The 12,903-nt window shown below is 51.6% G+C and carries 9 protein-coding genes; 6 read left to right on the forward strand and 3 right to left on the reverse strand.

Features of this window, described 5'->3' with window-relative positions; all coding sequences use genetic code 11:
* Position 1: 1 nt before the first annotated feature.
* The 3 genes from LA360_RS28915 to ssnA all read right to left on the reverse strand — a co-directional run bounded on the left by LA360_RS28915 (position 2) and on the right by ssnA (position 5,183).
* Positions 2-547 (reverse strand): 4Fe-4S binding protein, encoded by a 546-nt coding sequence (locus LA360_RS28915; protein WP_022201738.1) that lies wholly within the window; start codon positions 545-547, stop codon positions 2-4.
* 139 nt (positions 548-686) lie between these two features.
* Entirely contained in the window at positions 687-3,671 is a 2,985-nt protein-coding gene (gene ygfK, locus LA360_RS28920) for a putative selenate reductase subunit YgfK (protein WP_022201739.1), read from the reverse strand.
* A gap of 180 nt (positions 3,672-3,851) precedes the next feature.
* Positions 3,852-5,183, reverse strand: a complete 1,332-nt coding sequence (gene ssnA / locus LA360_RS28925; RefSeq protein ID WP_022201740.1) for a putative aminohydrolase SsnA — start codon at positions 5,181-5,183, stop codon at positions 3,852-3,854.
* A 273-nt stretch (positions 5,184-5,456) separates the two neighbouring features.
* Between ssnA and LA360_RS28930 the strand changes: the two genes are divergently transcribed.
* The 6 genes from LA360_RS28930 (at position 5,457) to LA360_RS28955 (ending at position 12,734) form a co-directional block, all read left to right on the forward strand.
* A complete protein-coding gene (locus tag LA360_RS28930; RefSeq protein ID WP_002584665.1) occupies positions 5,457-6,122 on the forward strand; it encodes a helix-turn-helix transcriptional regulator in 666 nt (221 codons plus the stop codon).
* A gap of 24 nt (positions 6,123-6,146) precedes the next feature.
* On the forward strand, positions 6,147-7,355 hold the full coding sequence (gene dpaL / locus LA360_RS28935) for a diaminopropionate ammonia-lyase (protein ID WP_022201741.1): 1,209 nt from the start codon (positions 6,147-6,149) through the stop codon (positions 7,353-7,355).
* 57 nt (positions 7,356-7,412) lie between these two features.
* The gene (locus LA360_RS28940; protein WP_002584667.1) at positions 7,413-8,729 is read left to right on the forward strand and encodes a YgeY family selenium metabolism-linked hydrolase; all 1,317 of its coding nucleotides are present in this window, start codon (positions 7,413-7,415) and stop codon (positions 8,727-8,729) included.
* 369 nt (positions 8,730-9,098) lie between these two features.
* Entirely contained in the window at positions 9,099-10,292 is a 1,194-nt protein-coding gene (gene ygeW / locus LA360_RS28945) for a knotted carbamoyltransferase YgeW (protein WP_002584668.1), read from the forward strand.
* A 129-nt stretch (positions 10,293-10,421) separates the two neighbouring features.
* Positions 10,422-11,372, forward strand: a complete 951-nt coding sequence (gene arcC, locus LA360_RS28950; protein WP_022201742.1) for a carbamate kinase — start codon at positions 10,422-10,424, stop codon at positions 11,370-11,372.
* A 15-nt stretch (positions 11,373-11,387) separates the two neighbouring features.
* The gene (locus LA360_RS28955) at positions 11,388-12,734 is read left to right on the forward strand and encodes a uracil-xanthine permease family protein (protein ID WP_022201743.1); all 1,347 of its coding nucleotides are present in this window, start codon (positions 11,388-11,390) and stop codon (positions 12,732-12,734) included.
* Positions 12,735-12,903: the final 169 nt, after the last annotated feature.

Consider the following 12,903-nt stretch of genomic DNA (forward strand, 5'->3'; position numbering starts at 1 on the left):
TCTACGCCTTTACTGTGAAAATGCCGTCGGCATCCAGTATGATTCCTCTTGGACATTTGACTGCACACATACCGCAGGCGATACACTTTGCTTCATCGATTACCGCGTGGTTATTCTCTATCCTGACGGCATCCGCCGGACAGTTCTTTACACAGATGCCGCAGGCAATACAGCCCACCGAGCAATCCTTCCTTGTCCGGGCTCCCACATCCTGGTTCATACATGCCGGATAAACCGGATATTCCGGCGTGGTAATGCGTATCAGGCCCTGGGGACAGGCTTTCACGCACAGGCCGCAGCCCACACATTTGCCCCGGTCCACATCCGCAATCCCAAGGCCATTTATATGAATGGCGTCCATCTTACAGGCCGTCACGCAGCTTCCCATGCCCAGACATCCCCATTTACATTTCAGTATGCCGTCCGGATGGTCTGCCAAGATCTGCCTGCAATCCCCGGTCAGGCCCTCACGCGGAATAACTGCCTCTGCATGACAGCCCCCCAGGCATTGCACCACAGCTACTTTTTTATTGCGCTTTTGTGCCATTTTATTCTTCTCCTTTCATTATTCTCACAAAAGAATAACGTTACTTTTTTAACAAGCCTTTGCTAAAGGAGTCCCCACATTTTCATTGAGGACTCCTTTGTACGGCAATTCGCACACATTATAACAGTTCAGACACTATCTACAGCATATATGAATAGTCGTTAATGACTGTCTGGATGATTTTCCGGATGCCGTCCGGCACATCTGCGTTTGCGGAACCGGCTGTGTAATCCATGACCTTGCCCTGAAGCCTTACCCTGCATACACCGGCGGCGGCATCCAGTACCGTGAAGCCCTGGTTCTTGCTGTCAGCCATGTCGGCCTCGTTGGCAAACAGGGTGAATTTGTCAAGATAGGGAGCGCTGTCCCATGGACAGAAGCTCTTGCAGTTGCCGCACTCATTACACATATAGTCCACATGGATGATCTGATGCTTCTCCATGCCCGGAACCACCAGGGAGATATTCGCTCTGTTGGGGCATACCTCAACACAGTTCTCGCAGTAGCTGTTGCAGGATAAGCAGCGGGTGCTGTCGATGACATGAGCATTTTCCTCGGCCAGCCTGCCCTTGCGCTCATAGATGGCTTCTGCGTCCGAGAGCTTAAACAGGTCCTCTGCCAGGGCCTTTCCGATGATGGCTTCTGCTGCCATCTTGCCGTCCCTGATTCCTTCCACTACCGTGGCAGGACCGTACAGGCCGTCGCCGGCAACATAGACACCCTTCACAGAAGTCTCCAGTGTCTCCTGGTTCACCTGGGGACGTCTTCTGCTGTCCAGAACAATGCCGCAGTTCTCGTAGAATGCGCCCGGTACCTTCTCGCCAACAGCGGCAATTACGGTGTCGGCAGGCACTTCCACTACCTGGTCAGTCTCCACCACGCCGCGGCGTCCGCTTGCGTCGATATCTCCCAGTACCATTCTCTTACAGTACAGGACGCCATTTTCCAGCTTCACGGGAGCTAAGAGTTCAGCGAATTCCACGCCGTCCTCCACAGCCATAACCAGTTCTTCCTCGTCAGCAGGCATGTAGCGTCTGGTTCTTCTGTATACCAGGGAAACCTTCTCCACGCCGGCGTTTCTCTTGGCAGCCCTGGCTGTATCCATGGCCGTGTTGCCGCCGCCGATAACAACCACGTTTCTGCCTAATTCCACCTTGCCGTCCGTTGCCTTGAACCGGGCCAGGAAATCCAGGGCATTCATGGTATCCCCTGTCTCCAGCTTAAGAATTCCCTGCTCGGACGCGCCTACGGCCAGGACAACATAATCGTAATCCTTCTTAAGTTCCTCTATATCCGTGATTTCCCTGCCGTTCACCATCTCCACGCCCATGGCTGCCACCAGCTTCACGTCATTGTCAATGGCGCTGTCGCTGATACGGAAACCCGGAATCACATTGCGGACAACGCCGCCCATCTTCTCTTCCTTCTCAAACAGGGTCACCTTCACACCGCCCCTGGCCAGGAAATAAGCTGCCGCCAGTCCGGCCGGGCCGCCGCCCACTACGGCCGCCTTCTTATCAGAGGTAATCTCCGGCGCTTTGAGTTTTGCCATAACTGCCCGGAAGCCGCCCTCTGCCGCCTCCAGCTTGGTCCTGCGGATATCCACCGGGGACTCGTAGAAGTTTCTGGTACACTTGCTCATACAGTTATGGGCGCAGATGGTACCTGTGATGAAGGGAAGAGGATTCTTATTGAGAATGACCTCCAGGGCCTGCTCAAACTCACCTGCTCCCGCCAGCTGCAGATATCTGGTGATATCCTGATGGATAGGGCATCCTTCCTGGCAGGGGGCGATGAAACAATCCGTCAGCGGAACCGGCTTATTGATTTTCCTGGAAGGAAGGGGCTTTACTGCCTTTACATGATGCTTGTCGGACTTTACAGCCTCCACAAGGCCGGCTGCCTTGGCAGCATCCACGCCCTCAAAGGCAGCGGCTTCTCTGGCCGCAAACAGCTGTCCAATTTGCTCCAGTCTCTCATAGCCGCCCGGCTTTAACATGGTGGTGGCCATGGTCACCGGCCAGATGCCTGCATCCACGATATCCGCGATGTTAAAGAAGTCAGCGCCGCCGGAATAGGAAATGCGCAGCTTCCCTCCAAAGTCCTCGGCCAGCATTTTGGCAACGGACATGGACAGCGGATAAAGGGACTTGCCGGACATATACATCTCCTCGCTGGGAAGCTCGTTCTGTTTTACGTCTACCGGGAAGGTGTTGGTGATCTTCACGCCGAATTCCAGACCCTTCTCGTCCGCCAGGGCCTGGAGCCTCTGGAGCATGGGAACCGCATCCCGGTACTGTAAATCGTCCTTAAAGTGGAAATCGCCAAAGGCAACGTAATCATATCCCATATCATCCATGATCTTCCTTGCATACTCATATCCAAGCAGGGTGGGATTACATTTGATGAATGTATGTACCTTCTTCTCCTCAATCAGGTATCTGGCGATACGCTCAATCTCCTGGGGAGGACATCCGTGAAGGGTGGAAAGGGTTGCGCAATTGCATACATTGGGAGAAATGGCTTCCACATCCTCCCTGGACACCTTCTCAAACCTGTCCAGATTGTCAAGCAGCCACTGCCTGCACTCTTTGAAAATGGCGGTTTCAGAGGCATCCTTCATGCCCTCAATGAAACGGTCAATCTTCTCTGTCTTGATTCCGTCCAGGTCATATCCCACGGACATGTTGAACTGGAAGCCGTCGGGACTTCCCAGGCCGTATTCCCTGGCCAGCACCTTACATGCAAACCACGCCTTTACATACTCGTCAAATGCCTGGGGCACATAGAGCTCTGTGGACCACTCGCAGTTATAGCACTCGTCGTCTGCCTTGATACATGGCTTGGATACGGGAAGGTCCTCACCGTCCAGCTTCTGTACGGTCTTAAGCTCGAAGAAACGGCTGCCTGCCACGTAGGAAGCCACGATATTCTGGGTCAGCTGGGTATGGGGGCCTGCTGCCGGCCCGAAGGGAGTCTCCAGCTTACGGCCAAAAATCTCATAGGTTTTGTCCGGGTCCGCAATGAATGGCCTCTTGATGCCGAATACAGCTCCCTTCTTGTTCTCTTCAAGGATCCAGTTCATCAGTTTTCCAAATGGAATCGGGGTCATAATGTCGCTCATATTATTCTTATCCTCCTTTATAACCAGACCAGGTCCCAGCACCGGATACTGCGGACATAGTCCGCAGGCTCTCCATCCGGCTCAGCCGCCCGGGAGACTCAGTCGTCCCGAGGTGCCGAAATCCCGCCGCCCTGCAATCGGATATCACTTATAAATTATACATTGTGTCTGTTTTGGCCGTTAACCGTTGATGGAATGGGCCAGCTTCTTTGCCTCTTCCCTTACCTCGTAAAGGATCTTCTCCTCATCCAGTCCCACAAGCTCCCTGTTCTTCATCAGAACCTTGCCGTTACATACCGTGGTCACCACGCTTCTTCCCGTCATGCCGAACAGGATGTGGCCGTTGATATTGGATGCATCCATAGGAGTCAGCGGGATGTAGTCAGTGACAATCACGTCAGCGGCAGCGCCTTCCTTCAGTACGCCTAACTGCTTCTTAAAATAGCGGTTTGCAATCTTCGCGTTGCCCTCAAAGAGCATCTGAGGAACCTCGCCCCAGGCTGCATTGGCATCACAGAGGTGATGTTTGTGAAGAACATTGGCCACCTTAAAGGATTCTGTCATATCGTGGGTATAGCCGTCTGTTCCCAGACCGGTGAGAATTCCTCTGTGCACGATTTCCATGGTTGGCGGGCATCCGCATGCGTTGCCCATGTTGGACTCAGGGTTATGTACCACCATTGTATCCGTATCCTTAATCAGCTGCATCTCATGAGGATTTACGTAAATGCAGTGGGCCAGCAGGGTCTTTTCCCCAAGGATATTGCAGTCCATCAGACGATCCACGATTCTCTTGCCGTACTTCTTAAGGCAGTCGTGCAGATCCTCGATTCCCTCCGCCACATGGATGTGGTATCCCACCTCAGCCGGCTTGTTGGCTGCTGCCAGCTCCATGGTCTCATCCGAGATGGTGAACTGGGCGTGCATCCCCATCATTCCCGCAATCATGTCCGTATCGTCTGCCAGGGCATGTTTGATCCAGGAAGCGTTCTCCATAACAGCCGCCCTTGCCTTATCCATACCGTCCCTGTCGGATATCTCATAGCAGAGACAGGTTCTGACGCTCATCTCCTTTGCGGCGTCCTCAATGGCAAACAGGGAATCCTTTATCTCCCCAAAGCTTGCGTGGTGGTCAAATACAGTGGTGACTCCGTTCTTAATGGAATCCAGGTAAGTGGCCCTGGCGCTCTGGCGGGTCTGCTCACCCGTCAGATGGCGGTCAATGGTCCACCACATGCCGTCCAGGATATCCAGAAAACCCTTTGGATCATAACCTTTAATAGAAAGACCTCTTGCCATGGCACTGTAGATGTGCTCGTGGGTGTTGATGAAGGCCGGCATGATGACGCCCCCCTTTGCGTCCACATATTCGGCATCATGGAACTCTTTCTTAATCTCTTCCAGTGTGCCCACCTTCTTTATTGTGGTACCGTCCATTGCCACTGCCCCATTTTCAAAAAATGGCTGTTCTGGGTCTCTGGTAACCAGGCGACCGTTCCCAATCACTAACATAACCTCTCTCCTTTACATTTCATAAACTTTAATTCATAAACTTTAATAAGATAGAACAGGACTTCCTGTACCCCTATACTAACACCATACAAATCCATTTGCAAGCAGAAAATGCAAAATTTTTTAGATATTCAAAATTTTTTTGTAAAAACCTCTTGCAATTCCTTTTTTTTGTGCTATGATGGAATCATAAACAACGCATCACAACTTTGCGAAATGTTTATTGTACAAAGTCACCAGATTTGAAGAGTCCGAGGAAAAGGAGGTTAAGCCATGTCATACACACTAGATTTACTGAAACAGCTTGCTGATGGCCTTGCGAGACAGTTCGGACCTGACTGTGAGATTGTCATACACGACCTGAAGAAGCACGACCTGGAACATTCCATTGTGCACATCAACAACGGTCATGTGACAAACCGCCAGGAGGGGGACGGACCTTCAAAAGTAGTCCTGGAAACCCTTCACAAGGATCCGGCTTCTTTAAAAGACCATCTTGGATACCTGACCCGTACATCCAACGGCAAGATACTGAAGTCCAGCACCATCTACATTCGTAATGAGGAAGGAGATTCCATTGACTATCTTCTCTCCATCAATTACGACATAACAGGCCTGATGACCGTGGACCGTTCCATTAAAGCTCTCATCGACACCGAACCCCAAGGGGACGTGAAGCAGCAGCCCGAACAGATTGTCCACAACGTCAACGACCTGTTAGACACCCTGATTGAACAGTCGGTGGCTCTTATCGGCAAACCGGCCGCCCTGATGAACAAGGAGGAAAAGGTCACTGCCATCCAGTTCTTAAACGATGCAGGCGCCTTTCTTATAACAAAATCAGGGGACAAGGTTTCCAAGTACTTCGGAATCTCCAAATTTACTTTGTACAGCTACATTGATGTAAACAGCCGCAAGTCGGATGATAAAAAAGCGTGATGATAATAAGGAGGATTATGTAAGATGGATCAGAAGATTCTATGGGCGGTCAATCATATGCCTAAGACAGATGACAAGAACCTGCCGATTATGGGACTGGAGGAGATTGCAAAGGCAAGGACATTCCACGAAAGCTTCCCCCAGTACACCAAAACACCACTCACCAAGCTGGACCACATGGCAGCTTACCTGGGAGTAAAGGAAATCTACTTAAAAGATGAGTCCTACCGTTTTGGCCTCAACGCATTCAAGGTTCTGGGCGGTTCCTTCTCCATGGCCCGCTACATTGCCAAGGAAACAGGCAGGGACGTATCCGAACTTCCCTACTCAGTCCTCACTTCTGACCAGTTAAGAGAAGAATTCGGCCAGGCTACCTTCTTCACCGCCACAGACGGCAACCACGGACGCGGCGTTGCTTGGGCAGCCAACCGTCTGGGACAGAAGGCAGTGGTACATATGCCTAAGGGTTCCACCCAGACACGTCTGGAAAACATCGCCAAGGAAGGCGCTCAGGTAGACATCCAGGAGATGAACTACGATGACTGCGTACGTCTGGCAGCCAAGGAAGCCGACGAAACGCCAAGAGGCGTCATGGTACAGGATACGGCCTGGGACGGATACGAGGAAATTCCATCCTGGATTATGCAGGGTTACGGAACCATGGCCATGGAGGCCGGGGAGCAGTTAAAGGAATACGGCTGCGAACGTCCCACCCACATCTTTGTCCAGGCAGGCGTTGGTTCACTGGCAGGCGCTGTGGTAGGCTACTTCTCCAATCTCTATGCTGATAATCCTCCTGCTTTCGTAGTTGTGGAAGCCGAGGCAGCCGCCTGCCTGTACAAGGGCGCTGCTGCGGGCGACGGACAAATCCGCATCGTGGACGGCGACATGGAAACCATTATGGCCGGCCTTGCATGCGGCGAGCCCAACACCATTTCATGGGATATCTTAAAGAATCATGTGAAAGTATTCATCGCTGCTCCTGACTGGGCAGCCGCAAACGGTATGCGTATGCTGGGCGCTCCTATCAAGGGCGACGCGCCTGTTACCTCCGGAGAATCCGGCGCAGCTCCATTCGGCGCGCTGGCAGCCATCATGTCCATGGATGAATATGCTGACCTGAGGAAGGACATTGGCCTGGATGAGAATTCCAGAGTACTGCTCTTCTCCACTGAAGGCGACACTGACCCTGACCGTTACAAGAACATTGTATGGAAAGGTCTGGATAAATAACAATCACCTGTATCACACCCAAAACAAATATCAATGTATAATGGAGGAAATGAAGAAATGAATCTGGATTACGCAAAAATCAAAGAAGCAGCAAAGAACTATGAGAAAGACATGACCAAGTTCTTACGCGACATCGTTAAGTTCCCTGGCGAGAGCTGTGACGAGAAGGCACACATTGACCGTATCGCTGAAGAAATGACAAAGCTGGGATTTAACAAGGTGGAAATCGATCCCATGGGCAATGTTCTGGGATACATGGGAACCGGCGAAACCCTCATCGGCTTTGACGCCCACATCGACACAGTTGGCATCGGCAACAAGAACAACTGGAACTTCGATCCTTACGAGGGCTATGAGAATGACACTGAGATTGGCGGCCGCGGCGTGTCTGACCAGTGCGGCGGTATCGTATCTGCTGTATACGGCGCTAAAATCATGAAGGATTTAGGAATGTTAAGCGACAAGTATACGGTTCTGGTAACCGGAACCGTTCAGGAAGAGGACTGCGACGGTCTGTGCTGGCAGTACATCATCAACGAAGACAAGATTCGTCCTGATTTCGTAGTATCCACAGAGCCTACCGACGGCGGCATCTACCGCGGACAGAGAGGCCGTATGGAAATCCGTGTTGACGTAAAGGGCGTTTCCTGCCATGGTTCCGCTCCTGAACGCGGCGACAACGCTATCTATAAGATGGCTGACATCCTTCAGGATGTACGTGCGCTGAACGAGAATGATGCAGCTGACGACAAGGAAGTTAAGGGCCTTGTGAAGATGTTAGACGAGAAGTACAATCCCGAGTATAAGGAAGCCAACTTCTTAGGCCGCGGCACTGTTACTGTTTCCGAGATTTTCTTCACATCTCCAAGCCGCTGCGCGGTTGCCGACTCCTGTTCCATATCCCTTGACCGCCGCATGACAGCAGGCGAGACCTGGGAGAGCTGCTTAGACGAGATTCGCGCCCTTCCCGCAGTTAAGAAGTATGGCGATGATGTTACCGTATCCATGTATGAGTATTCCCGTCCTTCCTATAAGGGCCTTACATATCCAATCGAGTGCTACTTCCCAACCTGGGTTATCCCGGAGGACCACAAAGTTACCAAGTCCCTGGAAGAAGCTTATAAGAATCTGTTCGGCGACGAGCGTATCGGTGCCCACGCTACGGTAGAGATGAGAAAGGCACGTCCTCTTACCGATAAGTGGACCTTCTCCACCAACGGCGTTTCCATCATGGGACGCAACGGCATTCCTTGCATCGGTTTTGGTCCCGGCGCTGAGGCCCAGGCTCATGCTCCCAACGAGATTACCTGGAAGCAGGATTTAGTTACCTGCGCAGCTGTTTATGCTGCTCTGCCCAGCGTTTACTGCAAGTAATTATACTGCATGTAATTTTACTGCATGTAATATTGCTACAGGTAATTGCTTTCATTCGTTTATTGTCCGCAGGGTGTTTTCCCGGCTGCCATTCAGTTGTGGCGCGGCCCGCTGGTTCCGGTGCCATCCTTTTGGCCTGAGGGGCGGCCGGGAAGCATAGGGCATACGCCCTATTTTTCGCACTGCTCATTCGTATGCCGTTTTCCATGAAGTCCAAATGACCTGTTTGGTTTCGGCGGCTTATGCTGAAGGCCGCCGGAACGGCTCAGGCCCACTTACATTCATGAAGGAACGGATATCCCTTTTATTTTGTAACTTCCAACAACGATACCCAAATTAAAAATTAAACATATTAAAGGAGTCAATCAAATGAAAACATTACAGGATTACATTGATAAGTTAAACAGCCTCAACTTCAAGGAAATGTACGAGAACGATTTCTTCCTGACCTGGGAAAAGACAGACGAGGAACTGGAAGCTGTATGGACCGTTGCTGACGCTCTCCGCTTCATGAGAGAGAACAACATCTCCACAAAGGTATTTGAGAGCGGCCTTGGCATCTCCTTATTCCGTGACAACTCCACCCGTACACGTTTCTCCTTTGCTTCTGCCTGCAACCTGTTAGGTCTGGAAGTTCAGGATTTGGACGAGGGTAAGAGCCAGGTTGCTCACGGCGAGACGGTTCGTGAGACAGCTAACATGATTTCCTTCATGGCTGACGTTATCGGTATCCGCGATGACATGTACATCGGCAAGGGCAATGCTTACATGCACGAAGTTGTTGACGCTGTTACACAGGGCCACAAGGACGGCATTCTGGAGCAGAAGCCAACCCTGGTTAACTTACAGTGTGACATCGACCACCCGACACAGTGTATGGCTGATATGCTGCACATCATCCATGAGTTCGGCGGCGTAGAGAACTTAAAGGGCAAGAAGTTAGCCATGACATGGGCTTACTCTCCTTCCTACGGCAAGCCTCTCTCCGTTCCTCAGGGTGTTGTGGGCCTGATGACACGTATGGGTATGGAAGTTGTTCTGGCTCATCCGGAAGGCTATGAAATCATGCCGGAGGTTGAGGAAGTTGCCAGAAAGAACGCTGAAAAGACCGGCGGTTCCTTCCGTGTATCCCATGACATGGCTGACGCGTTCAAGGATGCCGACATCGTATATCCAAAGAGCTGGGCTCCATTTGCAGCTATGGAAAAGAGAACCAACCTGTACGCAGAAGGCGACCACGAGGGCATCAAGGCTCTGGAGAAAGAACTTCTTGCTCAGAACGCAGAGCACAAAGACTGGTGCTGTACTGAGGAACTGATGAAGACCACCAAGGACGGCAAGGCTCTGTACCTGCACTGCTTACCTGCTGACATCAACGATGTAAGCTGCAAGGACGGCGAGGTTGAGGCAACTGTATTTGACCGCTACCGCGATCCTCTGTACAAAGAAGCAAGCTACAAGCCATATGTTATCGCCGCCATGATTATGCTGGCTAAGTTCGCTGACCCGGCTGACGTTTTAAAGAGGCTGGAAGAAAAAGGAACTCCCAGGGTATTCAAATAAATCATTCATCTTACCATGTAATACAATGTAAGGGCTGCCGGACTGAGTCCTGCAGCCCTTTTTGTCTCAAATTATGCAAAAACTTGGCGGGATACCCTCATATCCTGCCCTATAAAGGGGAAAATCACTATGGAAAACAAGAAAAAACGTATTGTCATCGCCCTTGGCGGCAATGCACTGGGCAATACCCTTCCTGAGCAGATGAAAGCTGTCAAGATTACAGCCAAGGCCATCGTAGACCTTATCGAGGAAGGCTGCGAGGTTATCGTAGCCCACGGAAACGGCCCTCAGGTGGGCATGATCAACAATGCAATGGCCGCGCTGAGCCGCGAGGACGCAAACCAGCCCAACACCCCGCTCTCCGTCTGTGTGGCCATGAGCCAGGCCTATATCGGCTACGACCTGCAGAACGCATTAAGAGAGGAACTCTATAACCGTGAAATGTATGATATTCCGGTTGCAACCATGATTACACAGGTCCGTGTGGATGCAGACGATCCTGCGTTTGAAGCTCCTTCCAAGCCAATCGGCCATTTCATGACAGAAGAACAGGCCAGGATTGCCGAAGAAAAGTATGGTTACATCATGAAGGAGGATTCCGGACGGGGTTTCCGCCGCGTGGTGGCATCTCCAAAGCCTGCTGAAATCGTTGAAATCGGCGCTATCCGCTCCCTGGTAGACTCAGGACAGCTGGTAATCGCCTGCGGCGGCGGCGGTATCCCGGTTACCCGTCAGGGAAACCACTTAAAGGGCGCAAGCGCCGTAATCGACAAGGACTTCGCAAGTGAACTGTTAGCTGAGAATCTGAACGCTGATTTCCTGATTATTCTCACTGCAGTTGAAAAGGTTGCTATTAACTTCGGAAAGCCGGAAGAAAAGTGGCTGGATGACCTGGACACAGAAGAAGCAAGACAGTATATCAAAGAGGGACATTTTGCCCCTGGTTCCATGCTTCCCAAAGTTCAGGCTGCTGTTAAATTTGCTGAATCAAAACCAGGACGCACTGCTCTCATTACGCTGTTGGAAAAAGCAAAAGACGGTATCCAGGGCAAAACCGGTACTCATATCCATTTAGCGTAAAGGAGGCAATGAAATATGAATACAGACAATACAGTGAAACAGCGCGCATCCCTGTTTGATTTGGATGGTGTGCCAAAAATGAGCCAGGCAATTCCCCTGGCCCTGCAGCACGTAGTAGCCATGATTGTGGGCTGTGTAACGCCGGCCATCATAATTTCCGGAGCAGCAGGCATTGACACGGCAGACCGGGTTTTGCTGATTCAGGCTTCCCTGGTGGTATCCGCCCTGGCCACCCTGCTGCAGCTCTTCCCCTTAGGCAATAAGAACGGTTTCCATCTGGGCTCCGGCCTTCCTGTTATCCTGGGCGTAAGCTTTGCCTACGTCCCCAGTATGCAGGCCATTGCGGAGCAGTCCGGCATCCCGGCCATACTGGGAGCACAGATTGCAGGCGGCGTCTGCGCCATTCTCGTAGGCCTTACCATCAAGAAAATACGAAAGTTCTTCCCGCCTCTGATTGCAGGCACGGTTGTGTTCACCATCGGTCTGTCCCTCTACCCCACTGCCATCAACTACATGGCAGGCGGCGCGGGCCAGCCCACCTACGGCGCATGGCAGAACTGGGTGGTTGCCATCTTCACTCTGGTGATAGTCACTGTGCTGAACCATTTTGCCAAGGGATTCCTGAAACTGGCGTCCATCCTTATAGGCATGATTGCAGGCTATATCTTCTCCATGTTCTTTGGCATGGTAAGCTTCGGCAATGTGGCTGAATCCGGCATGTTCCAGCTTCCCCAGGTCATGCATTTCGGCATCAGCTTTGAGGCGTCTGCCTGCGTGGCCCTGGGACTGCTGTTTGTCATCAACTCCGTGCAGGCCATCGGTGACTTCTCTGCAACCACGGCAGGAGGCCTTGACCGCGAGCCCACCACAAATGAGCTTCACGGCGCTATCCTGGGCTATGGCTTCTCAAACATCATAGGTGCATTCCTGGGATGTCTGCCCACTGCCACCTACAGCCAGAACGTAGGTATCGTGGCTACCACCAAGGTTGTCAACCGTGTGACCTTAGGACTCTCCGCGCTGATTATACTGGTTGCCGGACTGTTCCCCAAATTCTCCGCCCTGCTGACCACCATTCCCTATGCGGTCTTAGGCGGCGCGACTGTATCTGTATTCGCTTCCATTGCCATGACCGGCATGAAACTGGTCATGACGGAAGATATGAACTACCGCAATACCTCCATCGTGGGGCTTGCGGCTGCCCTGGGAATGGGCGTGTCACAGGCATCCGCCTCCCTGTCCGCATTCCCCACATGGGTTACCACAATCTTCGGAAAATCTCCGGTTGTCATCGCTACCCTGGTGGCTATCCTGTTGAATGTCACACTTCCGAAGGATGCCGGAAAGGCTGAAAAGAATTAATCCTATTATTGTAATGGTGTAGATGGAAAACGGACTGTCCCTGGAGGGGCGGTCCGTTTTTCGGATTGCGGTGGATGAAGAAGTATAACTTCTTAAATATAGTTTTCACTATATCTATTTAATTGTGTAATTGCCATATTTAAAATATCAACACAATCTCCTGTTCCGG

Origin of the sequence: Enterocloster clostridioformis (genome assembly GCF_020297485.1) — a bacterium.
Classification (GTDB): Bacteria; Bacillota; Clostridia; order Lachnospirales; family Lachnospiraceae; genus Enterocloster; species Enterocloster clostridioformis.

Bases quoted from the DNA above. Each gene is read 5' to 3' on its own strand.
- LA360_RS28915 (WP_022201738.1), bottom strand. From the start codon at position 547: ATGGCACAAAAGCGCAATAAAAAAGTAGCTGTGGTGCAATGCCTGGGG.
- ygfK (WP_022201739.1), bottom strand. From the start codon at position 3,671: ATGAGCGACATTATGACCCCGATTCCATTTGGAAAACTGATGAACTGG.
- ssnA (WP_022201740.1), bottom strand. From the start codon at position 5,183: ATGTTAGTGATTGGGAACGGTCGCCTGGTTACCAGAGACCCAGAACAG.
- LA360_RS28930 (WP_002584665.1), top strand. From the start codon at position 5,457: ATGTCATACACACTAGATTTACTGAAACAGCTTGCTGATGGCCTTGCG.
- dpaL (WP_022201741.1), top strand. From the start codon at position 6,147: ATGGATCAGAAGATTCTATGGGCGGTCAATCATATGCCTAAGACAGAT.
- LA360_RS28940 (WP_002584667.1), top strand. From the start codon at position 7,413: ATGAATCTGGATTACGCAAAAATCAAAGAAGCAGCAAAGAACTATGAG.
- ygeW (WP_002584668.1), top strand. From the start codon at position 9,099: ATGAAAACATTACAGGATTACATTGATAAGTTAAACAGCCTCAACTTC.
- arcC (WP_022201742.1), top strand. From the start codon at position 10,422: ATGGAAAACAAGAAAAAACGTATTGTCATCGCCCTTGGCGGCAATGCA.
- LA360_RS28955 (WP_022201743.1), top strand. From the start codon at position 11,388: ATGAATACAGACAATACAGTGAAACAGCGCGCATCCCTGTTTGATTTG.